Here is a 26,377-nt window from a genome sequence, read left to right on the forward strand (position 1 = left end):
TGCGGTCACCCGGGTACGGCAGGCGTTTCGCGCCTGCCGTACCTCTTGGAGGGGATGTTGTGAGGCGGGCACGCACCTGGCTGCCTGGGTTACTCCTCGTCACGCCGTCCATCATCGCGATCGGCGTGTTCGTGTACGGCATGCTGGGCTGGAACTTCCAGCTGGCCATGACCGACAAGCACGACGAGGTGTCCGAGGGCAAGTTCGTCGGGCTGAAGAATTTCGTCGACATCTGGGACCTGCCTCGATGGCACATCTCGGTGCAGCACGCGATCATGTTCACGCTCGTGTTCGTGCTGGGCGCGCTGGTGCTCGGCTGGTTCCTGGCCTTCCTCATGGAGAAGGGGATCAGGGGCGAGGGGACGTTCCGGGCGATCTACCTGTTCCCGATGGCCATCTCGTTCGTCGCGACCGGCATCGTGTGGCGGTGGTTGATGAACTCGGGGATGGAGCAGCGGGCGGTCGGGCTCAACCGGCTCTTCGACTGGATCGGGCTGCCGCAGTGGCAGTGGTTCCGGGATCCGGACTGGGGGATGGCCGCGATGGCCCTTCCGGCAGTCTGGCAAATGTCCGGATATGTCATGGCACTGTTCCTGGCGGGGTTCCGTGGTGTGCCGGAGGAGCTGCGCGAGGCGGCGCGGGTCGACGGGTGCAACGAGTGGGGCGTCTACCGGTACGTCGTGCTGCCGATGCTCCGGCCCGTGACGCTGTCGGCGCTGATCATCCTCGGGCACATCTCGCTCAAGGTGTTCGACCTGATCGTGGCGGTGTCGGGCAAGCAGATCATCACCGACGTGCCCGCCGTGTTCATGTGGGTGGCGGTGTTCGACTCCCACGACCCGGCCAAGGGCGCCACCATCGCCTCGTACATCGTGCTGAGCGTGGCCATCTTCGTCATCCCGTATCTGATCTGGTCCGTGCGTAAGGAGAGGCGTTCATGACCGCGGTGATCGGGCGCCGGCGGGTGTCCAGCGGCGTGCGGCTCGTCCTGCTGATCGCCTTCGTGGTGATCTTCCTGATCCCGATCTACGTCCTGCTGGTCACCAGCTTCAAGCCGCTCACCGAGGCGGACCCGAGCCAGGCGTGGAATCTGCCGCGGACCTGGACCTTCGAGGCGTGGCGGGTGGCGTGGGAGAAACTGGCCCCGGGCCTGTGGAACTCCGTCCTGCTGGCCGTGCCGGGCTCGCTGCTGTCCTGCGTGCTCGGCTCCATGAACGGCTATGTGCTCTCGAAATGGCGCTTTCCGGGCGCGGACCTGCTGTTCACGCTGTTCCTGTTCGGCATGTTCATCCCCTACCAGGGGGTGATGATCCCGCTGGTGCAGCTCCTGGTGAAGCTCAACGAGGTGACCGGGCTGCAGGGCGTCTTCTACGGCGGCATCCCCGGGCTGACGCTGGCGCATGTGGTCTACGGCATCCCGATCTGCACGCTGATCTTCCGCAACTACTACGTCACCATCCCCGATGAGCTCATCGAGGCGTCTCGGGTGGACGGCGCGGGGATGCTGCGTACGTACTGGTCAGTAGTGCTGCCGGTGTCCGCGCCGGCCATCGCGGTGGTGATCATCTGGCAGTTCACCTCGATGTGGAACGACTTCCTGTTCGCCGTCTTCCTCACCGGGCCGACGAGCTGGCCGACGACCGTCATGCTCAACAACATCGCCGGCGCCCAGGCCACGCCGTACAGCCAGCAGATGGCGGCGGCGATTCTGGCGTCGGTGCCGACGATGCTGATCTACGTGCTGCTCGGCCGGTTCTTCATGCGCGGGCTGATGGCCGGCGCGCTCAAGGGATGAGCGCCGCCGGGTTGGCCCAGTGCTTGAGCGGCTCCTTGCGGACATAGCGGGCCACGTCCTCGGCGACGATCTCGGCGGCCTTCATGGCCGTCTCCTTGCTGGCGCCGGCCAGGTGCGGGGTCATCACCAGGTTGGGGGTCGTGAGGAGCCGCGACCCCGCCGGGATGGGCTCCTCGGGGAAGACGTCCACCGCGGCGCCGAACAGGTGACCCGACTCCAGCGCGTCGCACAGGGCGTCGTAGTCGAGCAGCGAGCCGCGCGCGCAGTTGACGATGACGGACCCGCGAGGCATCGCGGCGATCTGCGGCGCGCCGATCATGCCGATGGTCTCGGGGGTGGCCCGCGCGTGCAGGGAGAGGAACTGGGAGCGTTCGAGCAGCTCGTCCAACTCCACCTGTCCTGAAATTTCCACGTAAGGGTCGTAGACCAGGACCTCCGCCCCGAAGCCCTCCAACATGCGGGCCACCCGGCGGCCGATCGCCCCATAGCCGACCAGGCCCGCCGTGGAGCCCTCCAGCTCGGGCCCGACGTTGTCATAGGTGTAGTAGTCGCCCCGCCAGACGCCCCCCGCCAGGTCGGCGTGCGTCTGGGGGATGCGGCGGGTGGCCGCGAGGAGCATGGCCAGCGTGTGCTCGGCGGTGGCCACGGCGTTGCGTCCCGGCGCGAACGTGACCGCGACCCCCGCCTCGGTGGCCGCGTCCAGGTTGGCGTTGACCGGGCCGCCCCGGCTGACACAGAACAGCTTGAGCTCCGGCGACGCGTCCAGCACCCGCTTCGTCAGGGGGGCCATCTGGGTCACGCAGACCTCGACGCCGCGCAGCGCCTCGATCAGCTCGTCCTCCACATCGGACGCCTCGTCCACCTCGCTCACCCGGCCGAACGGCACCTCCGGCCACGGCAGCGTCAGCTCGCTGATCTCCACCTCACCGGGAACCGCGTGCCGGAGCGCGTCGATGAAGAGGCGGTTCTGGACGAAGTGGTCGCCGGCGGCGAGGACTCGGATGGTCAACGAAGAGCTCCAATCGGGGAGTTGTACCGCAGGATCGCCACCTGGCCGTTCCGCGGGCGGATCTCGGTGATGGCGCAGTTGTCCAGGCTCGGGAAGAGCCGCCGGTACTCGTCCAGCGGCACGCCCATGAGCCGGCACAGCGCGATCCTGATGACGGTCGTGTGGGCGACGACCATCACCCGGCCGTCGGGATGGGCCGCGGCGATGTCCCGCAGACACTCGGTGAACCGGTCGGCCGCGAGCTTGGGGTCCTCGCCGCCCGGCAGTGGGTTCGTGGCGGGATCGGCCTCGAAGGCGGCGCGGGCCTCGGGGAAGAGCTCGCGCATCTCCGCCGCGGTCAGCCCGTCGGCCTGGCCGAAGTCGAGCTCCCGCAGCCGCTCGTCCACCCGCAGGTCGACGCCCGCCGCCTCGGCGCTGGCGGTGGCGGTGATGCGGGCCCTGCTCAGGGTGGACGCCCAGACGGCCGCAAGCCCGGCCCGGCCCGCCCAGGAGGCCAGCTGCCCGGCCTGGTCGAGGCCGCGCGGGGTCAGCTCGACGTCGCTGAGCCCGGCGTAGCGGTTCTCGGCATGCCAGACGGACTCGCCGTGGCGCACCAGTGCGATGTTGGTCATGGCGCGGTCCTCTCACGGGCGTGGTCGGCGGCGCTCGCGGGCAGCCAGCCGCGTCCTTCCAGTTCGGTGACGAAGCGTAGGTAGGTCTCGTCCATGCGGGGTCCGGCCGGGTCCACGACCGCGCGGGTGCGGATCATCCCGGCCGCGTCGCCCTTGTCTCCCGCGGCCAGTACGGCCATGCCGAGCGCGGGCTCGGCGTTCTCCCGCAGCGTGACGGGCCGCCCGAGGACGTCGGCGCGCAGTTGGTTCCAGTACGCGCTCCTGGTGGCTCCGCCGGTGAGCACGATCTCCCCGTCCGCCGGGGCGCCCAGCAGGTCGAGATAGTCGAAGCAGAGCCGCTCGACGAACGCCGCGCCGCGCAGGATCGCCACGTAGCGCTCCACGTCGTCGGCGGGCCGGCCGAGCGTGAACCCCTCGGCCTCGGGCGCCACGAACGGGAACCGCTCCCCGCGCGACACGAGCGGATAGGTGACGACCGGTTCCGTGGCGGCGACGACCGGCTCCCCGGCGCCGCCGTTGGCGGCGGGACCGAAGTGGGCGGCGGGCCCGAAGCCGGCGGTGGGGCCGTAGCGGGCGGCGGCCCGGGTGCTCAGCGCGTCGAGGTCCTGTCCGGCGAACTCGCGGGTCAGCACCCCCGCGCCCGTGCTCGACGCGCCACCCGGCAGCCACGAGCCGTCCGGCGCGCGGTGCGAGTAGACGACGCCCAGCGGGTCGTGGATCAGCTCCCTGGTGACGCCCTTGAGCACCAGGGTGGTGCCCATGACGGAGTTCCAGCTGCCCGGCGTCATCGCTCCGGCGCCGAGCTGCGCCGCGCACCCGTCGGTGGTCCCGGCGATCACCGGGGTGCCGACCGGGATGCCGGTGCTCGCGGCGGCCTCGGCGCAGACCGTGCCGAGCGTGGTGCCGGGCCGTACGACGTCGGGCAGTGTCTCGGCGGGCACCCCCAGCTCGTCGAACACCTCGTACGGCCACCGCTCCTCGATCAGGTCCACGCCGGTCTTGAGCGCGTTGCTCAGATCGGTGGCCACGTCGCGCCCGACGAGGCGCCGGTTGACGAAGTCGTTCTGGTGCGCCAGCCGCGCGCCCGGCGGGGCGTCAGGCAGTAGCCACAGCAGCTTGGGCAGCGCCCAGTTGGCCTGCATGCGCTGGTAGCCGAGCCGCTGCCAGACGGGCGCGCCGACCGAGTCGATCCGGGCCACCTCGGCCGCCGCCCGCCGGTCGTCGTACATCAGACCGGGGGTCAGCGCGGTGCCGTCGGGGCCGGTCAGCAGGATCGTGCCGGAGGTCGCGGCCACGGCGACGCCGCGGATCCGCTCCGGTGGCACGTCGCGCAGCGCCTCGCTGGTGGCGGCGGAGAGCTGCCGCCACCACTCCTCGGGGTCCTGCTCGTGCCGGGGCCCGTCGCGGTGGCTGGTCAGCGGCCTGCTCGCCGCGCCGAGCACTTCGCCGCCGTCCGTGACGGCCATCGCCCGGACGCTCTGCGTGCCCAGGTCCACACCGATCCAGACGCTCACGAGCGCCCCCGCATCTCGGCGAGCAGCGGCCATGATCGGGCGCTGGTCTCGCGCAGGGCCAGAAAGTCCTGGTACGCCGTGCCGTACGCGCCGGACTCGGGTCGTACGGCGTCCCGCAACCGGACGAACCGGTCGGCCGCCGCCTCGATGCTCGTGGCCGCGCCCGTGGCGACCAGGCCGACCAGGAAGGCGCCCCTGGCGCCGACCTCGGCGTCTCCCGATCGGAAGACCGGCAGGCCGGTGACGTCGGAGATCATCCGCAGCCACAGCGCGCTGGCCGAGCCGCCGCCGCACACCCGCAGCTCGTGCGGCCCGTCACCGGAGGCGGCCAGGCAGTCCTGGATGACGAGGGTGAGCCCTTCGAGCACGGCCCGGGCGACGTGCTCGCGCCCATGCTCGAAGGACAGGCCGAGGAAGGCGCCCCTGGCCAGCGGATCGGAGAACGGCGCGCGCTCACCGGCGGGGGAGAAGTAGGGCTGGAACGACAGCCCGCCCGCGCCCGGCGGGCCGGTGGCGGCCAGCTCGCCCAGCTCGGCCGGGCCGTCCAGGCCGAGCAGCCGGCAGGCCCACTGCAGAACCTCGGTCCCGGCGAAGGTGGGGAAGGCGCGCAGGTAGCCGTCGGGCATCGCGATCGTGATGCCGACGGGCTCGCCGTCCAGGTCGGGCCGCTCGACGACGGTCTCCGTGCAGAGCGTGGTGCCCAGGATGCTGCACGCCTGGCCGGGGCCGACGGTGCCGGCGCCGATCGCGGTGGCGGCGATGTCGTAGGGCGCCATCACGACCGGCGTCCCGGCGGGCAGCCCGAGGAGCTCGGCGGTCTCCCTCGTCAGGGCGCCCACCCGCCGCGTGTCGTCGCGTAGCTCGGGCAGCAGGCGTTCGGCCCACTCCAGGCCGAACATGGCCAGGAGCGCGGGGGAGTAGGCGCGGGTGCGCAGGTCCATGAAGGGGGCCGAGCCGTCGGACTCGTCGGCGGCCAGCTCGCCGGTCAGCCGGGAGAAGATCCAGCCGCCGCACGTCAGGTTGGCGGCCGAGCGGGTCAGCCGGTCGGGGTCGTGCTCGTTCAGCCAGGTCAGGATCGCGTGGGGGAGCCCGGAGGCGGCGGAGGAGCCGTTGACGCGGAAGGCGTCGGCGGCCAGCCCCGAGCGGTTCCAGTGGTCGACCGTGGCGGCGGCGCGGCCGTCGTTCCACAGGATCGCCGGACCGGTGGGCCGGCCCGCCGCGTCGACCAGCCAGCAGCCGTCACCCTGCGCGGTCACGGCCACGAAGTCGGGCGCGGTGCCGAGCCGGGACGCGACCTCGCGGACCGTGCCCGCGACCGCGTCCCAGACTGAGTCCATGTCCTGCTCGGCCTGGCCCGGCGCGGGCCTGGAGACGGTGGTCGCGTGCCGGGCGACGGCCGTCTCGGCGCCCGTCTCGTCGTATCCGACGGCTTTGATGACCGTGGTCCCCGCGTCGACGCAGATGACCGCCATCAGGCGCGTCCGTGGGAGGTCCGCGACTTGCGGGCGATCGAGTCGACGACCACCGCGAGCAGCAGGACGATGCCCGTGACCACGAAGCGGATGGAGGAGTCGAGGTTGAGCAGGGTCAGCCCGCTGGAGATCGACTGGATGACGATGATGCCGAGCAGCGCGCCGAAGGCCGTGCCGCGCCCGCCGAACAGGCTCGTCCCGCCGATCACGGCCGCCGCGATGGCGTTGAGGTTGACGTCGCCCGCGCCGCTGCTCTGGTTCGCCGCGGCCAGCCGGGCCGCCGCGAGAATGCCGCCCACCGCCGCGAACGACGAGCAGAGCACGAACACCGAGGTGTAGATGGCCCTGACGTTGATGCCCGCGCGGCGCGCGGCCTCCACGTTGCCGCCGACCGCGTAGACGGCCCGGCCCCACTTGGTACGCGACAGCATGTAGTGCATGATCAGCACCAGCGCCACGAAGAAGATGAACATCCAGCCGATGCCACGGGTCTGCCCGAGGTAGTAGACCACGAAGGCCAGCACGGCCAGCAGCGCCAGGCTCCTGACCAGCAGCATGGACAGGCTCCTGGCCGACAGCCCGGCGCGCCGCCGCTCCTGGGCGTGCAGGTAGCCGCTGGCGAACAGCCAGACGGCCGCGATCACCGCGAAGCAGTACGACAGCCAGGCCGGTACGAAGTCGAGCTGCGCGAAGTTCACCAGGCCCGAGTCGAACGGCAGGTTGATCGAGCCCTTGGTGCCCAGCACATAGAGCTGCAGTCCGAGGAAGGCCAGCAGCCCGGCCATCGTGATGACGAAGCTCGGCACCCCGAAGCGGTTGAACAGCTGCGCGTACACCCAGCCGATCGCCGCGCCCATGATGACCGCGGCCAGGATGGCCAGCCAGACCGGCAGCCCCTTGACCACGAAGAGCACGGCGAGCACGGCCCCCGACAGGCCGCTGACCGAGCCGACCGACAGGTCGATCTGGCCGACCAGCAGCACGCAGACGATGCCCAGCGCGATGATGCCGGTCGCGGCCGACTCCAGGGTGAGGTTCACCAGGTTCGCGCTGGACAGGAAGATCGGGTTGAGGATCTGCAGCACCGTCCAGATGACGATGAGCCCCACCACGACGGGGATCACACCCAGGTCGCCGCCACGGGCCCGCTCGACCACGTCGGCGATCGCGCCGCGCACCCCTTCGTTCGCGCTCAGCCGCTCGTCCTGGCGGTCCGTGAGCGTGCTGTTCATGAGGGCAGACCTTCCTTGCGGCGCGCCTGGCGCTGGGAGACCGCATTGTCGGTGGCGCCGGTGATGGCGGCGATGATCTCTTCGGTGGAGACCGCGCCCACGTCGAACACCCCGTTGTTGCGGCCGAGCCGGAGCACGGCCACGGTGTCGGCCACGGCCTGCACGTCGGCCATGTTGTGGCTGATCATGATGACGCCGAGGCCGTTCTCGCGCAGCCGCTCGACCAGATTGAGCACCTCCGCCGTCTGGGCGACGCCCAGGGCGGCGGTCGGCTCGTCGAGGATGATCACCTTGGGGTCGCCGAGCAGCGACCTGGCGATGGCCACCGTCTGGCGCTGGCCGCCGGAGAGCGCGGCCACCGGCACGCGGACACTTGGGATCTTCGCCGACAGCTGGCGGAGCAGGTCCCAGGAGCGGGTCTCCATCGCCACGTCGTTCAGCCGGAGCGGGCGGACCTCCTGGCCCAGGAACAGGTTCTGGATCACGTTGAGGTTCTCGCACAGGGCGAGGTCCTGGAACACGGTGGCGATGCCGAGCTTGTGCGCCGCCGCCGGCGTCGGGATGTGGATGTCCCGCGACTCGAAGGTGATCGTCCCCGAATCGGGCGGATGCACCCCCGACAGGATCTTGACCAGCGTCGACTTGCCCGCGCCGTTGTCGCCGACGATGGCCATGACCTGGCCCGCCGCGACATCGAGGTCGATGTCGGTGAGCGCGGCGACCGCTCCGAACGTCTTGCTGATCCCTCGCAGGGACAGAACGCTGTCCGCTTGCTGTGTGGGCGACAAGGCCGCTCCTCCCTAGCCTTACTTGATGCCGAGCTCGGCGCAGCCCTTGGCGTATTCGCCGGTGCACACTTCGCCGGCCTTCATGATGCCGCTGTCGAACAGGACCGCCTTGATGTTCTCCTTGGTCACGACCGTGGGGACGAACAGCTGGGACGGGGTGTTGTAGAGCGTGGTCTTGCCCGCGGGCTTCTTGCCCTGCATGAACTGGTAGGCGACGTCGGCCGACGCCTCCGCCACGATCTTGATCGGCTTGGAGATCGTGTTGTACTGGTCGCCGGCGATGATCCGCTGGGCGGCGGCCGGCTCGGCGTCGTTGCCCGTGACCGGCGGCACCTTCACGCCGGCCGCCTTGAACGCGGCGATCGAGCCGCCGCCGGTGCCGTCGTTGGCCGCGACCACGCCGGCGATCTGGTCCTTGAACTGCGTGATCTGGCCGCTGACCCAGGTCTGGGCCTTTTCCGGCTGCCAGTCGGGAGTGTCGTACTCGGCCAGCAGCTTGAAGCCGCTCGGGTCGATCGCGCTGTGGATGCCCTTCTTGATCAGGCCGGCCGCCGCGTCCGTGGGCGAGCCGTTGACCTCCAGGAGGCCGCCCTGGATGTTCTCCTTCTTGAGGTGGTCGACCAGGGACTGGGCGATCATGTTGCCGATCTTCTCGTTGTCGAACGAGATGTAGTAGTCGGCGGGCGTGGCCGGGATCGGCCGGTCGTAGGCGATGACCGCCACTCCCTGAGACTGCGCCGTCTTGACCATCGTGGCCGCGGCGGCCGAGTCGACCGGGTCGAGCACGATGGCCTTGACGCCCTGCGCCAGGGCCGAGTTCGCCTGTTGCTGCTGCTTGGCCGCGTCGGAGTCGGCGTTCTGGTAGATGACCGTGCAGCTCGGGCAGAGCTGCTTCATCTTGGCCTCGAACAGCGGCTTGTCCTGCAGTTCGTACCTGGTGGAGGCGAGGTCGGGCATGAGGAAGGCCACCTTGGCGTTCTCCGCGCCGCCGCCCGCCTTGGTGCCGCTGTCACCACCGGTGGAGCCGGAGCCGCAGGCGGCCAGCGCCGACCCTGCGATGACTACAACCGCGGCGAACGCGGAGGTCCGCATCTGAACTCTCTTCACGGGATATTTCCTCACTCACTACGTCCTCACGGACTCGCTGATCGCGTCGCTCCCCCGAAAACGCCACGGGAGACAAGCCGCTCACAACCGGCCACGTCCTGTGGTGTGGCTCACGCTAGCGCGAGGTCTGAATAATTGTCCAGCAAAAGTGTTCAGGGCCTAGGCCTGGTTTTGGGCAAGAAGTGGTCGTTTGGGGTTCGTTCCCGGTTTGTCGGGTGTTTATCGGGACGTCGCTGTCAGGAGCGTCGGCTGCTTGTCAGGAACGGCGTGCCGCGGCGAGCAGGCCCTCGGCGGTCAGGACGTCGGTGACCAGCTGGTTGAAGTAGCCGCCCTTGGCGCCCGCGATGATCGACAGCACCTTCTCGGCACCCACTGCGACGGCGATCGACGACGGGATGCGGCGTAGTTCGTGCAGGCCGGGGGCCACCAGGCGCTCGCTGCCCGGGTAGGAGACCGGCTCGCCGGCGCGGTCGTACACACGCATGCAGACGTCGCCCACGGCCTCGCGCAGGCTCTCCGCGTCGCGCGGCATGAAGGCGGGCACGACCTGCCGCATCAGCGGCGCGGAGCCGACGCCGACGATGGCGCACTTGGCGTGCGCCCACAGGTCCATGACCTTGCGTACCGACGGCTCGTGCTGGAGCGAGTAGAACAGCTCGGGCCCCGGCAGCGCGGGCGCGTACAGGTAGCTGGGCACGCCGCCGACGCGTTCGGCCAGGATGCGGGTGGTCTCGTTGGTCTGGAACCACGGCTGCGGCTCCTCCTGCCCGCCGACGGCCGGTGCGATGGTGACGCCGGGGAACTGCCCCAGCCCCTCGCGCGCGCACTCGTACACCGTGCTGCCGGACGAGACCAGCACCACGTCACCCGACTCCAGCCCGACCCCGGCCAGGGCACGGGCCAGCCCCGGCGCCAGCCAGGGGCCCAGCGCCGGGCCGCTGACCTTGGGGACCAGGTGGACGCGCCGCAGCCGCAGCGCCTCGGCCACGCTGGCGGCCAGGGGGCCGTCCTCGAGGGTGGCGGGCCGGTGCACCTTGATCTCGACGATGCCCTGGCGGCGGGCCTCGGTGAGCAGCCGGCTCACGGTCGCCCTGCTGACGCCCAGCCGCTTGGCGATGTCGGCCTGGGTGGCGTCTTCGAGGTAGTACTGGGTCGCCGCCGCGTACATGAGATCGTGCGGGAACCGGGCCTGCGCCTCTGGCGCGACATCGGCGGCCTTCATGCGCGCGCTCCCTCGGCCTGAACAGTTGTGCTGGACAGATGTGACTATACCTTCGTGCCCTCGGATCACGGGGGTATCGAGTCTGCCGAACTATCATCGGTCCTCGCGCGCGTACCCGTGCTTCAGTTGTTTCCCGCTACGAGGGCGTCGCCGAGTGGAGTGCGGGCGTACAGGACGGCGCGGCCGGTACGGGTGCCCGCGATGAGGCCGGTGCGGCGCAGGGCGGCCAGGTGGCCGCCGGTGGTGCCGAGGCTGTGCCCGAGCAGGGCCGCGAGGTGGGTGGTGGTGGCGGGCACGGCGAGCTCGGCGAGAATGCGGGCCCGGGTGCGGCCGATCAGCACCGCCAGGCCCGCCCCCGCTCCCGCCGCGGGCACCTCGACGGCCGTGCCACGGGCCGGGTACGTGAGCGCGTACGGCCACGCGTCCTCCAGGTAGGCGCCCACGGCGGGCACGAACGCCGACGGCAGGAACAGCAGCCCCTTGCCGCCGAGCCGGTGCCGCTCGTCGCTCTGGCCCATCCGGACCTCGATGTACCCGTCGCCGTGCCATCGGACCTGCTCGCTCAGGTCGTCGAGCGCGGCCGCCCAGCCGTACGCGGCGAGCCGGCCCGCCCGCTGCACCACGTCGCGTTCCAGGATCGCCTGGAAGCGCGGCCAGTCCTTGGAAAGGATCTCCGTCCACAGCGTCTCGTAGGCGTCGGCCAGTACCTGGACGACGTCGGGTCCGAGCAGCAGCGCCCTGGTCCACTCCGGCACGGGTGGCCGCTGGGCCAGGACCGAGGCGATCTCGGCGTGCGCCTGCTCGACCGGAGTCGTGCGCATGGTGGCCAGTTCGGTGTCGAACGGCACGCTCATCCCGGCGGGCGGCGGCGCGATGAAATCGACGTTGCCGGTGCCCTTGTTGCCGGTGATCGCCGCCATGGCGCGCAGGGCGGGGAGGCGGCCGGCGAGCTCCTTGTACCGCTCGTGCCATCTGTCCACCCACCGCCGGTGCGCGCCCGCCCTGGTCCGCCCTTCGAGCACCCACTGCGCGTGCATGGTCTCGATCAGCGGCGAGATGGCAAACCGGCTGGCCACCACGTCCTGCGGGGTGACCTCGATCCTGAACACCTTTCGTTTATATCCGAAAGATTCGCCCTCGCCGGGCGTGGTCCCGCAGCATCGTGACCGGCGGCTCCGAGACCTCCCTCCGGAGCCGCCCTTTCACGATGGGGGTGCGGGTTGACCGAGCGTGGGGCCACCTTCGGGCAGGTGTTCGCGGTACGGGAGTTCCGGGTGCTGTTCGGCAGCTTCGCGCTGCTGATCTCCGGGGACTCGATCAAGATGCTGGCGCTGTCGGTGCTGGTGTACGCGGAGACGGGGTCGCCCGGGCTCTCGGCCGCCGCGTACATGGTCGGGTGGCTGCCGTACATCCTGGGCGGGATGTTCCTGCTCTCGCTGGCCGATCGGCTGCCGCCGCGGGCGGTGATGGTCGCGGGGGAGCTGGTCAGGGTGGTGGTGTGCCTGTTGCTGGCCTTCGCCGGACTGCCGGTGCCGGTGATGCTCGGGCTGGTGCTGGTGACGGGGTTGTTCGCGCCGGTGTTCGGGGCGGCGCGCAGTGCGTTGCTGCCGGACGTACTGCCCGGGGACGCGTTCGTGCTGGCCCGGTCGCTCATGGGGGTTACTTCGGCGGGCGCCCAGATCGCGGGGCTGGCCGTGGGGGGTGCCTTCCTGGCGGTCACGGGGCCGCGCGGGGCGCTGGCGATCACGGCAGGGCTCTCGGCGGTGGCCGCCCTGGTGCTCCGGTACGGCCTGCCTTACCGGCCCGGCCGGGGCGCGGCTGCCGGTAGTACGGCGGCTGGTGGCGCGGCGGTGGGTGGTGCGGAGGCGGCTCGCGGCGCGGGCGGTGGGGCCGTGCGGGTGACTCTGCGGGTGAATCGGTCGCTGCTGGTCGATCGGCGGGTGCGGGGACTGCTGCTGGCGAGCTGGCTGCCGAGCACGTGCATGGCCGGGGCCGAGGCGATGGTCGTGCCCTACCTGGGTGGCCAGGGGCAGGCGGGGGTGGTGCTCGCGGCGGCGGCCGGTGGGATGGCGGTCGGGGAGTTCGTGGTGGGGCGGTTCGCGGCTCCGGCGGTCAGGGAGCGGTTGTCGCTGCCGCTGGCGGTGCTGATCGGGCTGCCGTGGCTGGCCTTCCTGGCGGCGCCCGGCGTGGCGTGGGCGGCGGTGCTGGCCGCCGTGTCCGCCGCCGGGGTGTCCTACCAGCTCGGGTTGCAGCGGCGCTTCGTGGATTCGGTGCCGGAGGAGGCGCGCGGCCAGGCGTTCGGACTGCTGTCGGCCGGGCTGATGACCGGGCAGGCGATCGGCGCGGCGCTGATCGGTGTCCTGGGGGAGGCGATCGGTCCGGGACCGGCGATCTTCGCGGCGGGCATCGCGGGCGTCCTCGTCGCCCTGGCCCTGTCCGGCGCACTACGCCCGGAAGCTCGCCCCGTCTCCGCCTCGGAGGTCACGGAGGTAGTTCGCCCGAGCCGCGGGGGATGAGGCGTACCGGCAGCTCGACGTGCTCCGACGGCCCGCCGTCCCCCGCCAGGCGGCGGAACAGCAGCTCGGCGGCCACCCGGCCCATCCCGGCCGGGTCCTGGGCCACCACCGTCACGCCGGGCGTCAGCAGGTCGGCCAGCTCGAAGTCGTCGAACCCGACCAGCCCCATCCGCCGCCCGCCCAAGGCACGCAGCGCCGTCACGGTGAGCCGCCCGTTGCCGGTGAACAGGGCGGTCGGCGGCGCGTCGAGCGCCAGCATGCGCTCCAGATCGTCCCTGACCGTCTCGGGCGTGGGGGCGCGCATCGCCACCAGCCGGGGATCGAAGAGCGGGCCGAGGGCCGCGCGGTAACCCGCCAGCCGCTCGGCCGCCGTGTAGATCGACGGATGGTCGCCGAGCATGGCGATCCGCCGGTGGCCGTGCGCCAGGAGATGGCCGACGGCCTCCCTGGCGCCGCCCGCGTTGTCGCTGAGCACGGTGTCGACGTCCAGCCCTGGTCCGGGCGGCCGGTCGGCGAACACCGCGGGCGTCCCGGCGTCGAGCTCGGGACGCAGGTAGGAGTGGTCGTCACCGGCCGGCACCACGATCAGACCGTCGACCCGGCGGGCGCAGAAGGTGCGCACCAGCTCGCGCTCCCTGGTCGGCTTCTCGCCGGACGAGCCGCTCAGCAGCAGGCAGCCCTCGACGATGACCACGTCCTCGACCGCCCGGCTCAGCCCCGCGTAGAACGGGTCGGCGACGTCCTCGATGACCAGCCCGACGGTCGCGGTGCGGCCCCTGCGCAGCACGCGCGCGCTCTCGTTGCGGCTGTAGCCCAGCCGGTCGATGGCCTCGCGCACCCGTTCGGCCGTCGCCGGGTTGACGCCCGGCTCGCCGTTCACGACGCGCGAGACCGTCTTGAGCGCCACCCCGGCTGCCGTGGCGACATCCTTCATCGTCGGTCTCACCCTTGGATCCTTTCCCAAGTAAGACGGCCAGACAACGTTGTCAGAGCGTTATGCGAGAGTAGAGGTTCTATGCCCCTGAGATCCGCACTCCTCGTCGCCGGGTTCGTGCTGGCCGCGCTGAACCTGCGGCCCGCGATCGCCGGTATCTCCCCGCTCCTCGACGAGATCATGAACGACGTGGGCCTCACGCCCGCCGCCGGCGGCGGGATCACCACGGTGATGGTGGTCTGCCTGGGCGTGTTCGGGCCGATCGCGCCGCTGCTCGCGCGCCGGATCGGGCTGGACCGCACGCTGCTCGCCGGGCTCCTCGTGCTCGCCGCCGGCGTGGTGCTGCGCGGCCTCGACGGCATCCCCGCGCTGTACGCGGGCTCGGCGATCGCGGCCACCGCCATCGCCGTGATGAACGTAGCCATGCCCGGCATCACCAAGGAATATTTCCCCGACCGGGTCAATCTGATGACCGGCGTCTACAGCTCCGCGATCGTGGGCGGCGCCGCGACCGCCTCGGCACTGGTCATCCCCGTCGAGCACGCCACGGGCTACGGCTGGCGCGGTATGTCGGCGCTGATGGCCGTACCCGCGCTGCTGGCCGCGTTGCTCTGGCTGCCGCAGGCGCTGCGCGGGCAGGCGGGGCCGCAGGGCGGGCCGCGGCCGTTCGGGGTGGTGCTGCGCAGCCGGGTCACCTGGTACGTGACCGCGCTGATGGGCCTGCAGTCGTTCACCTTCTACGTGCTGCTGGCCTGGCTGCCGACGATCTTCCATGACGCAGGACTGCCCGCCGACCAGGCCGGCTACCTGCTCAGCGTGACGAACCTGGTCCAGGTGGGCGCCACGCTCGGCGTGCCGATCCTGGCCGGGCGGCGGCCGTCGCAGGTGCCGTTCGTGATCGGGGCGGGGCTGCTGACCGTGGCCGGCTACCTCGGCATGTTGCTGGCCCCGGTCGCCGCGCCCTGGCTGCCGTGGCTGTGGATGGTCGTGCTCGGGGTCGGGCAGGGGGCCTCGTTCGCGCTGGCGCTGCTGCTGATCGCGCTGCGTGCGCCCGACCCGGCGTCGGTGACCGCGCTGTCGTCGGTGGCGCAGTCGGTGGGGTACGCGGTGGCCGCGCTGGGGCCGGTGCTGTTCGGGCTGCTCAGGCAGGTGTCCGGCGGGTGGACGGTGCCCTTGCTGACGGGGCTCGGGGTGCTGGGGGCGCAACTCCTGGCCGGCTGGTTCGCGGGACGCCCTGCTACGTTGGACAAGGCTTACCGGTAGCGGAAGGACTCACGTGCTGACGGAGGCGCTCCAGCGGTTGGCCGACGAGCGCGGCGGGGTGATCGGGGTCGAACCCGGCCTGGTCATCACGCCGGACGAGACCTGGACGGCCGCCTCGGAGCTGCTGCGCCCGCCGTACACCCTGCTGGAGGAGCTGGTCGACCAGACGGCGGCGCGCTGGAGCGCCCCGCGCCACGTCGGTGCCGCGCTGTTCTGGAAGACCTACGGCTACTGGCACACGCTGCCGATGGCGCTCGGCTGGGCGCTCGACGGGCGGGTGCCGACCATGCGGCCGGCCGAGACGTACTTCAAGGTGTCCGGGGCGGGGGTGACGATCGCGGCCTCCCGCGTGAGCTGGGGCTCCGGCGTCGCGCCGATCAGGCGGGCGCTGGCCGAGTCGCAGGAGCCGCTCGTACGCGTGCTCAGCCGGATGGCCGGAGTGGGTGAGCGGACGCTCTGGGGTTCGACCGCGGAGGCGTTCGCCCACCCGTTGACGCAGTTCGTGGCGGGTGACTACATGGCGCTGCTGGCCGAGATCGGCAAGCCGGTCGACGGGCTGATCGAGCCCGCCGACGACGGCTACTTCCGCAGGACCTGCTGTCTGTGGATCGCGCTGCCCGCCGTGGAGCCCTGCGCGAGCTGCTGCGTGCTCAGGCCACGACGCCGTTCCTAGCCACTACCGCCTCTCCTAGGCCACCACGGCGTCGTCCATCGGACGAAGCTCGTCGGCGTAGCTGACCGAGACGCGGCGCATGACGCCGGTGTCGTCGATGGAGTACTGGCCGAGCCGCCACAGCGGCGGCGAGTAGGCGTGGATCGAGACGCTGTTGTCCACGGCGCCGTTGAGCCGGTGGATGTGGTCAGGCCCGAACGAGAACGACTGCCCCTCCGACACCACGGTCTCCAGGTGCTCGCCGCCGATGCGCGGGTTGCACTCCAGCAGCGCCCCCTGGACCACGTGGACCGCGCCCGAGGAGATGTCGTGGTCGTGCCAGCCCGTGTCGTCCTCGGGCCGCCAGCACAGGAGCCAGACGTCGACGTAGGCGTCACGGTAGAGCGAGGCGTAGTGCCGGCCGCCGTCGGCGGGGAACTCCACCTGTTCGCGCCACTCGGCCGGGTTGGCCGCCAGCTCGTTCACCAGCTGGCGCAGCTCGCGCCGGTCCAGTGTGCGCTCCGGGAGCTGAGCACAGGCACCCCCGTCCTGGGTCTGGTTAATGCCGGGGTGCTCGATGGTCTGCTCGCTCACGTACGGGTCTCCTTTCGGCCGAGTAGACGACGGGGATTGGTGACCCGGATGGCGTGGGCGGCTGCCTCGCCGAGTCCCGGGTCTGGTGCGGTGGCGTAGGGGGCGTCGGAGCCGTTGACCACGACGTCGACGCCGAGCTCGCGGACGATCGCGTCGATCGCGCGCGGGCCGTACGAGGAGGTCTCCACGAAGCAGCCGGGGTCCACCAGGCCGCGGCCCGTGCCGCCCCTCGCGATCAGTCGCTCCGAGTGGAGCGGGGCCAGCCCGGCCAGCAGCGCGAAACACACGCGCAGCCTGGGGTGGCGCGGTCTGACGACCGCGTGGAAGTAGTGCCACGACGCGTGCATCTGCTGGACGTACGGCACGAGCGCGGGCCACCAGGACGGTGTGCCGGGCGTGGCCGCGGCCGGGCCCGGATGGACGAACAGCGGCAGGTCCCGCTCCGTGAGCACGTCCAGCAGCCGGTCGTCGGGCAGGGCCGTCGCCGGGATCTGCAGCCCGGCGAACCCGCGGTCGAGGTCCTTGGCCAGGCGCTCGGGATCGGGCTCGCTGTGGCAGGTCGAGGCCCACGCGCCGAACGGCGCGGGCAGCCCGAGCGCGCCCTCGTGATAGGCGTCGAGCAGCGGCCACGCCTCCTCCGGAGGCAGGAACTCGATGCCGAGCGGGCTGGACAGCGAGACCAGGGCCAGCTCCAGCCCGGTGACGTCCCGGTCGGTGTGGTCTGCGGGGTCGACCTCGTAGGGCGGTTCGCCGTCGAGGATCAGCGTCCAGCCGTCGAGGTAGGGGGGTGCGGTCCGATCGCGGAGCGCTTCGACGAATGTTCGGGTCCACAAATGCTGATGGATGTCGATGATCACGACCACACCTCCCTCTATTTCCTACTAGTATTGCAGGTAAACCTATCACGCTGGAACTTCGAGGCTGTGAACCGTTTCAGTGATACGGTTCAGTGAACCGCTTCACTGGACAAATGTCAACGGTGGGCCGCTTGCCCCCCGATAGGGACGAACCCCGCCGGCGGCTTCTTTGGCATGCGAGCTTCTGTCGGTGCCACGCAATAGGCTGGCTAGATGCCACGGAAGAGAGCGACGATCCGGGAAGTGGCCCAAGCGACCGGTCTGTCGCCGGCCGCTGTCTCTTACGCGCTGCGTGGCATGCAGGTCTCCGAGGAGACCATGGAGCGGGTCCGCGCCGCCGCCGCAGAGCTCGGCTACGAGGCCGACCCCATCGCCAGGGCCCTGGCCAGCGGGCGCACCAACATGATCGGGCTGCTCTGCGGCTCGCTCGAGGACCTCTGGCAGCAGTCGCTGGCCGTCGGCATCAGCAGGGGCCTGCGGGAGAAGGACCGCTACGCGCTGATCCTCGACGCGGTCGGCGACCCGGCCCGCGAGCGGGCGCTTGCCCAGCAGCTGCGCGACCAGCGGGTCGACGGCATGATCGTGCAGCCCGTCGATCCGGCGGCGCCGTTCTGGTCGGAGCTGTGCGAGTCGCTGCCGGTGGTGGCGATCGGCGACTCACTGGCGGGCACGGCCGGCGAAGTGGTCTTCGACAACCGCGGTGGCGTCACCCTCGCGCTGGAGCACCTCCACGCGATGGGCCACCGGCGGATCGCCCTCCTGACGCCGACCATGACCAGCACCCCCGACCGGCCGGCCGACGTGCTCGTCACCGCCGAAGCCGACCGCCTCGGCCTCGACATCGTGGTGGCCACCGCGCCCCACGGCCTGGCGGCGGCCACCGACGCGGCCCACCGCATCCTCGACGCCCACCGGCCCAGCGCGGTGTTCTGCTTCGCCGACTCGATCGCCTATGGCGTCTACGCGGCGGCGGCGGAGCTGGGGCTGTCGATCCCGGGCGACGTCTCGGTCATGGGTTATGACAACCACCCGATGTCGGGCCTGCTCACACCGGGGCTCACGTCGGTCGACTGGGACATCGACGGCATCGTGCGGGCTGCGGTCCGCCTCATGTCGGCGGCGGCCGACGGTGGGACGCGGCGTCGGCGGGTGGTGCAGCAGCCGACGCTCCGCGAACGCGGCTCGGTGGGGCAGCTGCCGGTCGTGGGCGGTCCGTAGCGGCGGGACTGCCTGTCTTCGGCGGGCTACTGGCCGTGGGCGGGGCTGCGGCGGTGCGCGGACAGGGTCTTCCGCGGGCCGTAACGGCGGGATATTCGTACCGGTCAGCGGCCGTCTTCCTGGAGGCCCTCAGCCCCACTGGCCGGGGTGGAGTCGGGCCTCCTGTACGGCGGCGGCCAGCGGCTCGGCCGAGGCCGCTACGGCGACGAAGCTGAAGGCCGCCACGTCGACGGCGGCGTCGAGCAGGACACGCACCCGGTGCACCGCGATGGCGGCGTCGGCCAGCGTCGCGGCCCCGGAGCTGATGAACGGCAACCGCCGGGATCGACGCCCGAGCCGCCCGCCAGCAGCTGGTGGAGCCGTACCACCAGCATCGCCCTGGCCTGTTCTGGCGCCACGAGCGGCCCCGCCCGCCCGCGTGGCTGCGCAGCAGGTCGAGCCCGCCCTCCTCGACGGCCACGTCCTTGTTGGCCCCGACCCCGGTGCTCTGCCCATAGACGGGGCCGGTCAGCTCCTGGGCGGCCCGCCACGCGGCCCGGGCCCGATCCAGTGAGGAGATCGTGACCCGGGCCGCGCCGTACGCCGCCGCATGGACCTGCGCGCAGGTCAGACCGGCACCGTCGAGCTCCACCGAGCTCAATCGTTGTCGGGGATGAACAGGCCGAGCAGCCAGCTGACGACGCTGATGATGATCGCGCCCCAGAAGGCGGCCGGATAGAAGTTGGCGACATGGAAGGGGATGTCGAGCTGGCCGGAGATCCAGCTCGTCAGCAGCAGCATGGCCGCGTTGATCACGAGGAGGAACAACCCCAGCGTCAGCACGATCAGCGCGCAGCCCAGCGTTTTGATGATCGGCTTCACGATGGCGTTGATGAGGCCGAAGATCAGGGCGACGATGAGCAGGGTGCCCCAGTATTTGGGGGTGTTCGACCCGGCGATCTGAATGCCAGGGACGAACTGGATGGCGACCCAGAGGGCGACCGCGGCCGCCAGGGTTCTGATGATGAATCTCACGCTGGTTGATCCTCCCATTACCGATCGGTGCTCCGATAGAGGCACTCCGTGATGAGCGGATATGTGCCACCCAGCCACCCACTGTGATAGGCGTTGTCGATAGGCGTTACCGAGGGCCAACGCTGGGAAGAGGCAGTCGGGGGAAGGGAGCGAGATGGACTCGGATGGATTCGAATCGCTGTCGGCCAGCGAGCTGCACGATCGCGCGGTCAGCTACGCCGTACGCCACGGCGATCTGGGCTTTCTGTGGAATCTGTTGCGGGTGATCCCGGCGGCCGAGGCCGCCAGCGGTCACGACACGGAGACCGCCAACGACCTCAGCCGGGTGTCCGCGCTGCTCAGCGATGCCCTGGCGGCCGGCGAAGGCGAGCTCGGCGAGGCTCTGCGGCCGGTCTACATCGAATATCTGAGCAAGCATCCCGAGGCCTAGCGCTTCCACCCCACAGCTGTTCTGTTCCACACCGATCGAAAGCCGCGCGACCGGCAAAGCCGCGCGACCGGCAAAGCCGCGCGACCGGCAAAGCCGCGCGACCGGCAAAGCCGCGCGACCGGCGAAGCCGCGCCGCCCGAAAGGCCGCCTCAGCCCGCCAGGAGGGCTTCCGGGCTGCTGTAGGCGGCGAAGCCGGGTGTGGTGATGACCTCCTGGCCGTCACGGCCGATGATCATCGTCTGGTACGGCCCGGCCGCCGCGAGTTCCATGGCGAAGCGCCTGCCCAGCACCGGCCCCATGGCGTACATCGCCGTCGCGTAGGCGTCGGCGGCGCCCAGGTCGGGGCCGAGCACGGTGACCGATCCGAGGGTGTCCTGCTTGATTCCGGTGCGCGGATCGACGACCTTCGCGCCGCCTGTGGTGGCGATGCCCAGGTCGTGGGTGAACACGACGGTGCGCACCCGATCGGTACGTGGATCGCGCACGCCGATCTGCCAGCGCTTGCCGGGGGCGGCCGAGCCGCGCACCCTGATGTCCCCACCGGCGTTGATGCGGTGATCGACGGCGCCGGCGTTGGTCAGCGCGCGGGAGAGCCGTTCGAGCGCCCAGCCCTTGATGTAGCCGGAGGCGTCTATGACGCCGTTGATGCGGGACTCGAACCACCCGCCGGTCGCCTCGCTGAGCTCGTCGCAGCGATGCAGCACCTCGATGAGCTCCGGGACCTGCCGGATGGTCCCGCCGCGGTTCAGCGCGCTGATCTGGCTGCTCTCCCTGTCGGGGTTGAACGTCTCGTCCACCCAGCGCAGCCAGGCGAAGGCGTCGTCGAGTACGGGGGCCAGCTCGCGCCGTGGCAGGGCGGTACGGATGTCCACGCTGACCGGTATGCCCATGACCATTTCGACACGGGCGCTTCCGGGGAAAGTCGTCACCTTGCCTCCTTGTTCGCAGCAACCGTCCCACGGCGCGCGTAATGCCTGGTTAAACCCTAGGCTTGCGTTTGAACCGAGTTGTCCTGACCTGCGCCTTTGGTACGGATAGCCGGGTCAGGGCGCCCCGGACGTACCGCTGGAAGGGCCGGGGTCCGGCGACGATCACGGTGCGTTCGGCGATGTCGGGCACCTGGCGCCGCAGCCCCGAGGCGCTGAGCCGCTCCTTGGCCCGGGGGTCGTGCTCCTCGCCCTCGACGAGTACCAGGCCGTGCTCGGCCTCCAGCTCGCGCAGCTCGTCGGTCACCCGGTCGGTCCGGTAGACGGTCACGGTGTCGCCCGTGCGGGTGGCGAGCAGGTCGCGCAGCCCGGCGGGTTCGAGGTCGGCGACGATGAGCAGGGAGCCCCGTGTGGTGGCCCGTACGCCGTGGTGCCAGACGGCCATCACGGCCGCGATGCCGTACAGGAGGAGCGAGCCGGTGCGGCTGGCGCTGGTCACATAGGCGGTGGAGCTGAGCTGGTGCGTCACCAGCAGCGTGCCCGCCGCGTACCCGGCCAGGCGCAGGCGCCGCCTGACCTGCTCCGAACGGAGGAGTTCCGGCGCCCTGGCGGACAGCAGCCCGAGCGTCACCAGCAGTCCGGCGACGGCCCACGCGGAGGGACGCCACGGGTAACCGAACCCCGGTTGGATCGCCCCGAACTCCGCGACCGCCACACCGCACCAGAACACGATGAGAGGCTGATTCGCCTTTGCCTCGCTAGCCATGGGATAGACGATGCTCGCCGAACATGAGAGTCGTCTGAGTAGTGTCTAAAACATGGCTAACGTACGTGTTGAGCGGACCGAAGACGGCGGATTCCGGGCGACGAACGCCCGTGGCGCGGAGGTACGGATCGGGGCCGGCGACGAGGAGGGCGCGTTCACGCCCGTCGAGCTGCTGCTCGCGGCGGTGGGCGGGTGCAACATCGTGACCGTGGAGCCCCTGACCGCCAAGCGCGGGCAAAGGCTGATCCGTCTGGCGATGACCGTCGAATCGGAGAAGGTCGAGCCGAACCTGCTGGGTCCCGTCACGGTGACCTATGACGTCGAAGTCCCCTCTGAGCAGGCGGACGAGGTCTTCCGGGCGGTAGCGGATCGGGTGCACGCGAAGTACTGCACGGTCAGCCGCTCCCTCCAGGAGGGTACGGAGGTCCGTTTGGTAATCCCGTAACCGGATTAGGCGGACATTCGACCCCCCTATGACACGTTCGTTGCATTCGTCTCGGTAGTGTCGAGGCAGGTCAAGAGTCCTGCGACTGACTTGCAGACTTTTACCGAAGAGCGGACGCGGAGGGGGACCGTCGTTCGCAGTGCGGGACCGCCGACGTTTTTGGGGGAAAGCGTCGGCCTGGACCGCCCTCGGTCGGGGCCGGACAGTTGGGGGACTGTCCGGCCCCGATTCATGCGTATTGTTCGGTTCTGTGACAAAGGTCCTCATTGACTGCGATCCCGGCATCGACGACGCGCTGGCCCTGGCGCTGGTGGCGGGCACCCCGGCCCTCGAACTCGTGGGCATCACCACGGTAGGCGGCAACGTCGACCTCGCGCTGACCACGGCCAACGCGCTGGCACTCAGGGAATTTCTCGACCTCGGCGACGTTCCGGTCGTTCCGGGCAGCGCGGGCGCGCTGGTGTGCCCCACGGTCCGCGCCGCCGACATCCATGGCCTGTCCGGCCTCGGCGACGCCGTCCTCCCACCGGCGACGCGCCCCGTTTCCGACGGCCACGCCGTGGACTTCATCGTGCAGAGCCTGCGAGCCGCTCCGGGCGAGATCACGCTGGTCGCCATCGGCCCGCTGACCAACATCGCGCTGGCCGTACGCCGGGAGCCACGCGTCGTGGAGTGGGCCCGCGACTTCGTGATCATGGGCGGCTCCTTCACCCGCGGCAACACGACCCCCGCGGCGGAGTTCAACATGAAGGCCGACCCGGAGGCGGCCGCCATCGTCTTCGACGCCGGCTGGACGGTGAAGATGCTCGGCCTCGATGTGACCCTCACGGCCGCGGTGACCACCGATGTCCTGGACCGGATGCGTCCGCTCGGCCGGCTGTCCGACCTGCTGGTCCCGGCCGCCCAGTCCTACGGCGAGGTCACGGCCGACTCCGGACCGGCCATCCATGACGCGTGCGCCGTGGCGTACGTGCTCGACCCCACGCTTTTCACCTGCGTACCGGCGCGGGTGGATGTGGAGACGATCGGCCGGCACACCTCGGGAATGACGGTCACCGACTTCAAGCTCCGTGACGCGCGGCCCAACGCCCTGGTGGCCACATCGCTGGATGTGAAGCGGTTCTGGGAGACGGTGCTGGAGGCCTACGAGGGGCTGGGCGAGCGGCTCGGATGATGTGCTGGGTGGTGCGCGGTGGCTGCTACAGTTACTTCTGTTGCGGGCGCCGCTAGCTCAGTTGGTTAGAGCAGCTGACTCTTAATCAGCGGGTCCGGGGTTCGAGTCCCTGGCGGCGCACCAGCGAAGGTCTTCTGGCCAGGTAAAACCGCCTAGTTCGCTAGGCGGTTTTACTGTTTTCTGGGCCGGGATCGACGTCTTCAGGCGGTGACACTCCCCACTCATGACCCCGCCGTCGCTGGAAAAGGACGGCTCTACCGGGTGGTTCGCTGGAATCTCCATGTCGCCAGTGGGATGAAGACGACGAGGATGGCGATGGACCAGGCCAGCGTGGCGGTGAGGGGGTGCTGCAGCGGCCATGATCCCTCTGCGGGGGTGATGGTGGGGTTTCCGAAGAGTTGGCGGCTGGCGGCGACGAGGGCGCTGATGGGATTCCAGTCGGCGATGAAGCGTAGCCAGGCGGGCATGCCGTCGGTGGGGACGAAGCTGTTGGACAGCGCCGAGATCGGGAAAAGGATGGGGATGAGCGCGTTCGCGGTCTCGGGGCTGATGGAGAGGCCGACGGTGACGCCGATCCAGCTGACCGCGAAGCGGACGAGAAGGATGAGGCCGAATCCGGCCAGTGTGGCGGCCAGGCCGTTGTGGGCTCGCCAGCCGACCAGGAGTCCCACGCCGGCCATCATGGCGGTGGTGACGATGCCGGTGGCCAGATCGGCGAGGGTGCGGCCGAAGGGGATGGCCGATCGTGCCATGGGCATGGAGCGGAATCGGTCCATGACGCCTTCGGCGATGTCCTTGGAGATGAGCAGGGCGCTGGCGATGACTCCGGTGATGGCGGTCATGGCGAACAGCCCCGGCATGAGATATTCGCGGTAGCTGCCGCCGCCCGGCACGTTGATGGCGCTTCCGAAGACGTAGCCGAACAGAAGCACCATGATGACCGGGACGATCATCGCGCCGACCAGTTCGCCGGGGTGGTGGCGGAGTTGGCTGAACTCCCGGCCGGCCACCGCCCACCCGTCGCGGATGGCCCAGCCCAGCCGGGAGAGCGGGCCCGCGACCGCGGGCGCTGCGGATGTGGACGTCACGGTGTCTCCTGCTCTTCGGTGGTGGTGTGGCCGGTCAGACGGAGGAAGACGTCGTCGAGTGTCGGTCTGCGCAGGGTGATGTCCTCGACAGTGACGTCCGCCGCGTCCAGCGCGCGGACGGCGGTCAGCAGATCGTCCCTGGCACCTTCGGTCAGCGCGCTGACCCGGCGGGCACCCGGGGTGATGTGGGGTTCGGTGGTGAACGCCCGGGCGAGTGCCGCTGCGGCGGCCGGCAGGGTGGCCGGGTCTTCGACCACGACCTCGATGCGTGCGCCGCCGATGCCGGCTTTGAGGTCGGTAGGGGTGCCGTCGGCGATCAGCCGGCCGCGGTCGATGACCGCGATCCGGTCGGCGAGCTGGTCGGCCTCGTCGAGATATTGCGTCGTCAGGAGCACCGTGGTCCCGTCGCGGACCAGGCCGCGGACCAGGTCCCAGACCTGGTTGCGGCTGCGTGGGTCCAGCCCGGTGGTCGGCTCGTCGAGAAACAGCACGGCCGGCTCGATCATGAGGCTGGCCGCCACGTCCAGGCGGCGCCGCATGCCGCCGGAGTAGGTCCGCACCACCCGTCCGGCGGCCTCTAACAGGTCGAACCGAGCCAGCAGTTCCTCGGCACGCTGCCGGATCAGTTGTCCCGGCAGATGGTAGAGGCGGCCGAACAGGCGTAGGTTCTCTCGTCCCGTCAACTTCTCGTCCACAGCGGCGAACTGGCCGGTCAACCCGATCTGATAGCGCACCGCGGTGGCCTGGCGGACGACATCGTGTCCGGCCACCCGGGCGGTGCCGGCGTCCGGCCGCAGAAGGGTCGACAAGATCCGGATCATCGTCGTCTTGCCCGCGCCGTTGGGGCCGAGCAGGCCGTAGACGGTGCCGGTCGGAACGGACAGATCAACGTCCTGCAGGGCGGTCGTCGAGCCGAAGCGTTTCACGATGCCGCGCGCTTCGACAACGGGCTGCATTGTCATACCTGCTCCCAGAGAGTTGCGAGTGGCGCACCTTGGGGGGCTTCTCCGGCGGCGGAGCCACTACTCGGATGGCGTTTCCGATCCGCCGAGGCCGGTGTCCAGGATGTCCAGTGCGCGGCCGACCGTCTCGGTGAGGGCGGCAGTGATCTGCTCGGCCGGTTGGCCTTCGGCCCGTAGCCGCATCGCCTCTTCGACCATGGCGGTGACCGTGGTCAGGATGAAGGCGGCGAGTGCGCGCGCCGCGACGGGTCCCAGGCGCGCGGGCACCCGGTCGGACAGGATCGCCGCCAGGTCCTCCTGGTAACGGCTGCCGCGCCGCCGCAACGCGTCCTGTATCGAGGGGCTCTTCATGATGATCGCCCCCACGCGGGCGAGGCGCGGGTCGCCCCCGGCCCGCCCGCCGCCGCCTTGCGGGTCGCCCGCGGCCCGTCCGCCGCCTTGGGGACCTGCGGCCCGTCCGCCACCGCCTTGGGGGGCCTTCGGTGTCTCCGGCAGTTTCGCGAACATGCGCGGCAGTTCCTCCTTGAGGAACTCCGGTAGCGGGGTGCTCAGGGGAAGCTGGTCGATCAGGTCGATCACGTCGGCCTCCACCGGGCGGTGCCAGGCGAGGAGGAGGTCCTCCTTGGCCGGGAAGTGGTTGACGACGGTCTGTTTCGCGACGTCCGCGGCCTCGGCGATCTCGGCGATGGTCACCGCGTCGTAGCCGCGCTCGCTGAACAGGGTCAGGGCCGTGTCGGCGATCCGTTCCCTGGTCTGGATCCGCCGCCGTTCGTGTCGGGTCTTCACGG

General features: G+C 70.7%; 28 protein-coding genes and 1 tRNA gene. 10 read left to right on the forward strand and 19 right to left on the reverse strand.

The window, feature by feature from the left end; genetic code table 11:
• Positions 1-59 precede the first annotated feature (59 nt).
• Both AB0C30_RS29430 and AB0C30_RS29435 read left to right on the forward strand, forming a co-directional pair.
• On the forward strand, positions 60-941 hold the full coding sequence (locus tag AB0C30_RS29430) for a sugar ABC transporter permease (RefSeq protein ID WP_357950537.1): 882 nt from the start codon (positions 60-62) through the stop codon (positions 939-941).
• On the forward strand, positions 938-1,795 hold the full coding sequence (locus tag AB0C30_RS29435) for a carbohydrate ABC transporter permease (RefSeq protein ID WP_357950539.1): 858 nt from the start codon (positions 938-940) through the stop codon (positions 1,793-1,795). The genes AB0C30_RS29430 and AB0C30_RS29435 overlap by 4 nt, the downstream gene beginning before the upstream one ends.
• Here AB0C30_RS29435 and AB0C30_RS29440 read toward each other — a convergent pair.
• From AB0C30_RS29440 to AB0C30_RS29480, 9 genes are all read right to left on the reverse strand, one after another.
• Complete coding sequence (locus tag AB0C30_RS29440) at positions 1,785-2,804, reverse strand: 2-hydroxyacid dehydrogenase (protein WP_357950542.1); 1,020 nt, start codon at positions 2,802-2,804, stop codon at positions 1,785-1,787. The genes AB0C30_RS29435 and AB0C30_RS29440 overlap by 11 nt on opposite strands.
• On the reverse strand, positions 2,801-3,415 hold the full coding sequence (locus AB0C30_RS29445) for a histidine phosphatase family protein (RefSeq protein ID WP_357950544.1): 615 nt from the start codon (positions 3,413-3,415) through the stop codon (positions 2,801-2,803). The genes AB0C30_RS29440 and AB0C30_RS29445 overlap by 4 nt, the downstream gene beginning before the upstream one ends.
• Positions 3,412-4,929: an FGGY family carbohydrate kinase gene (locus AB0C30_RS29450; protein ID WP_357950548.1), complete on the reverse strand. Its 1,518-nt coding sequence runs from the start codon at positions 4,927-4,929 to the stop codon at positions 3,412-3,414. The genes AB0C30_RS29445 and AB0C30_RS29450 overlap by 4 nt, the downstream gene beginning before the upstream one ends.
• Positions 4,926-6,401: an FGGY-family carbohydrate kinase gene (locus AB0C30_RS29455; protein ID WP_357950551.1), complete on the reverse strand. Its 1,476-nt coding sequence runs from the start codon at positions 6,399-6,401 to the stop codon at positions 4,926-4,928. The genes AB0C30_RS29450 and AB0C30_RS29455 overlap by 4 nt, the downstream gene beginning before the upstream one ends.
• Complete coding sequence (locus AB0C30_RS29460; protein ID WP_357950554.1) at positions 6,401-7,633, reverse strand: sugar ABC transporter permease; 1,233 nt, start codon at positions 7,631-7,633, stop codon at positions 6,401-6,403. The genes AB0C30_RS29455 and AB0C30_RS29460 overlap by 1 nt, the downstream gene beginning before the upstream one ends.
• Positions 7,630-8,421: an ATP-binding cassette domain-containing protein gene (locus AB0C30_RS29465; RefSeq protein ID WP_225291926.1), complete on the reverse strand. Its 792-nt coding sequence runs from the start codon at positions 8,419-8,421 to the stop codon at positions 7,630-7,632. Before AB0C30_RS29465 ends, AB0C30_RS29460 begins: the two co-directional genes overlap by 4 nt.
• 18 nt (positions 8,422-8,439) lie before the next feature.
• Positions 8,440-9,528 carry a sugar ABC transporter substrate-binding protein gene (locus tag AB0C30_RS29470; protein WP_357950557.1) on the reverse strand — a complete coding sequence of 363 codons (1,089 nt, stop codon included), beginning with the start codon at positions 9,526-9,528 and terminating at the stop codon, positions 8,440-8,442.
• Between the two features lie 256 nt (positions 9,529-9,784).
• Positions 9,785-10,750 (reverse strand): sugar-binding domain-containing protein, encoded by a 966-nt coding sequence (locus AB0C30_RS29475; protein ID WP_225291924.1) that lies wholly within the window; start codon positions 10,748-10,750, stop codon positions 9,785-9,787.
• A 122-nt stretch (positions 10,751-10,872) separates the two neighbouring features.
• Positions 10,873-11,859, reverse strand: a complete 987-nt coding sequence (locus tag AB0C30_RS29480; RefSeq protein WP_357950560.1) for a winged helix-turn-helix domain-containing protein — start codon at positions 11,857-11,859, stop codon at positions 10,873-10,875.
• 111 nt (positions 11,860-11,970) lie between these two features.
• Between AB0C30_RS29480 and AB0C30_RS29485 the strand changes: the two genes are divergently transcribed.
• Positions 11,971-13,266, forward strand: a complete 1,296-nt coding sequence (locus AB0C30_RS29485; protein WP_357950562.1) for an MFS transporter — start codon at positions 11,971-11,973, stop codon at positions 13,264-13,266.
• Here AB0C30_RS29485 and AB0C30_RS29490 read toward each other — a convergent pair.
• On the reverse strand, positions 13,232-14,200 hold the full coding sequence (locus AB0C30_RS29490; RefSeq protein WP_357950565.1) for a LacI family DNA-binding transcriptional regulator: 969 nt from the start codon (positions 14,198-14,200) through the stop codon (positions 13,232-13,234). The genes AB0C30_RS29485 and AB0C30_RS29490 overlap by 35 nt on opposite strands.
• 81 nt (positions 14,201-14,281) lie before the next feature.
• Between AB0C30_RS29490 and AB0C30_RS29495 the strand changes: the two genes are divergently transcribed.
• Positions 14,282-15,463 carry an MFS transporter gene (locus tag AB0C30_RS29495; protein WP_357950569.1) on the forward strand — a complete coding sequence of 394 codons (1,182 nt, stop codon included), beginning with the start codon at positions 14,282-14,284 and terminating at the stop codon, positions 15,461-15,463.
• A gap of 13 nt (positions 15,464-15,476) precedes the next feature.
• Positions 15,477-16,136, forward strand: a complete 660-nt coding sequence (locus AB0C30_RS29500) for a hypothetical protein (protein ID WP_357950572.1) — start codon at positions 15,477-15,479, stop codon at positions 16,134-16,136.
• Between the two features lie 15 nt (positions 16,137-16,151).
• Here AB0C30_RS29500 and AB0C30_RS29505 read toward each other — a convergent pair whose 3' ends face one another.
• Both AB0C30_RS29505 and AB0C30_RS29510 read right to left on the reverse strand, forming a co-directional pair.
• Positions 16,152-16,709 carry a cysteine dioxygenase family protein gene (locus tag AB0C30_RS29505; RefSeq protein WP_357950575.1) on the reverse strand — a complete coding sequence of 186 codons (558 nt, stop codon included), beginning with the start codon at positions 16,707-16,709 and terminating at the stop codon, positions 16,152-16,154.
• Positions 16,706-17,566, reverse strand: a complete 861-nt coding sequence (locus AB0C30_RS29510; RefSeq protein ID WP_357950577.1) for an amidohydrolase — start codon at positions 17,564-17,566, stop codon at positions 16,706-16,708. Before AB0C30_RS29510 ends, AB0C30_RS29505 begins: the two co-directional genes overlap by 4 nt.
• Positions 17,567-17,779: 213 nt before the next feature.
• On the opposite strand from AB0C30_RS29510, the gene AB0C30_RS29515 reads away from it, so the two are divergent.
• Positions 17,780-18,784 carry a LacI family DNA-binding transcriptional regulator gene (locus tag AB0C30_RS29515; RefSeq protein ID WP_357950580.1) on the forward strand — a complete coding sequence of 335 codons (1,005 nt, stop codon included), beginning with the start codon at positions 17,780-17,782 and terminating at the stop codon, positions 18,782-18,784.
• Positions 18,785-18,913: 129 nt separating this feature from the next.
• Here the strand turns inward: AB0C30_RS29515 and AB0C30_RS29520 are convergent, their stop codons facing one another.
• Both AB0C30_RS29520 and AB0C30_RS29525 read right to left on the reverse strand, forming a co-directional pair.
• Entirely contained in the window at positions 18,914-19,099 is a 186-nt protein-coding gene (locus tag AB0C30_RS29520; RefSeq protein WP_357950583.1) for an aromatic amino acid lyase, read from the reverse strand.
• A 321-nt stretch (positions 19,100-19,420) separates the two neighbouring features.
• Positions 19,421-19,798 (reverse strand): phage holin family protein, encoded by a 378-nt coding sequence (locus AB0C30_RS29525; protein ID WP_357950586.1) that lies wholly within the window; start codon positions 19,796-19,798, stop codon positions 19,421-19,423.
• A gap of 154 nt (positions 19,799-19,952) precedes the next feature.
• Between AB0C30_RS29525 and AB0C30_RS29530 the strand changes: the two genes are divergently transcribed.
• Positions 19,953-20,228 carry a hypothetical protein gene (locus AB0C30_RS29530; RefSeq protein WP_225291914.1) on the forward strand — a complete coding sequence of 92 codons (276 nt, stop codon included), beginning with the start codon at positions 19,953-19,955 and terminating at the stop codon, positions 20,226-20,228.
• Between the two features lie 149 nt (positions 20,229-20,377).
• Here AB0C30_RS29530 and AB0C30_RS29535 read toward each other — a convergent pair whose 3' ends face one another.
• Together AB0C30_RS29535 and AB0C30_RS29540 are read right to left on the reverse strand one after the other, a co-directional pair.
• On the reverse strand, positions 20,378-21,157 hold the full coding sequence (locus AB0C30_RS29535) for an FAD:protein FMN transferase (RefSeq protein ID WP_357950589.1): 780 nt from the start codon (positions 21,155-21,157) through the stop codon (positions 20,378-20,380).
• Between the two features lie 49 nt (positions 21,158-21,206).
• Positions 21,207-21,920 (reverse strand): hypothetical protein, encoded by a 714-nt coding sequence (locus tag AB0C30_RS29540; RefSeq protein WP_357950592.1) that lies wholly within the window; start codon positions 21,918-21,920, stop codon positions 21,207-21,209.
• A gap of 52 nt (positions 21,921-21,972) precedes the next feature.
• Between AB0C30_RS29540 and AB0C30_RS29545 the strand changes: the two genes are divergently transcribed.
• From AB0C30_RS29545 to AB0C30_RS29555, 3 genes are all read left to right on the forward strand, one after another.
• A complete protein-coding gene (locus AB0C30_RS29545) occupies positions 21,973-22,365 on the forward strand; it encodes an OsmC family protein (RefSeq protein WP_357950595.1) in 393 nt (130 codons plus the stop codon).
• Between the two features lie 250 nt (positions 22,366-22,615).
• Positions 22,616-23,539 (forward strand): nucleoside hydrolase, encoded by a 924-nt coding sequence (locus AB0C30_RS29550; RefSeq protein WP_357950598.1) that lies wholly within the window; start codon positions 22,616-22,618, stop codon positions 23,537-23,539.
• Positions 23,540-23,585: 46 nt separating this feature from the next.
• Positions 23,586-23,662, forward strand: a tRNA-Lys gene (locus AB0C30_RS29555).
• Between the two features lie 131 nt (positions 23,663-23,793).
• Here AB0C30_RS29555 and AB0C30_RS29560 read toward each other — a convergent pair.
• From AB0C30_RS29560 to AB0C30_RS29570, 3 genes are read right to left on the reverse strand one after another with little or no spacing between them, the layout of a single operon-like run.
• On the reverse strand, positions 23,794-24,627 hold the full coding sequence (locus AB0C30_RS29560) for an ABC transporter permease (RefSeq protein WP_357950600.1): 834 nt from the start codon (positions 24,625-24,627) through the stop codon (positions 23,794-23,796).
• Positions 24,624-25,589: an ATP-binding cassette domain-containing protein gene (locus AB0C30_RS29565; RefSeq protein WP_357950602.1), complete on the reverse strand. Its 966-nt coding sequence runs from the start codon at positions 25,587-25,589 to the stop codon at positions 24,624-24,626. Before AB0C30_RS29565 ends, AB0C30_RS29560 begins: the two co-directional genes overlap by 4 nt.
• A 60-nt stretch (positions 25,590-25,649) precedes the next feature.
• A complete protein-coding gene (locus AB0C30_RS29570; RefSeq protein WP_357950605.1) occupies positions 25,650-26,375 on the reverse strand; it encodes a helix-turn-helix domain-containing protein in 726 nt (241 codons plus the stop codon).
• Positions 26,376-26,377 lie beyond the last annotated feature (2 nt).

Origin of the sequence: Nonomuraea sp. NPDC048901, from assembly GCF_040649695.1 — a bacterium.
In the GTDB taxonomy this organism is placed as follows: Bacteria; Actinomycetota; Actinomycetes; order Streptosporangiales; family Streptosporangiaceae; genus Nonomuraea.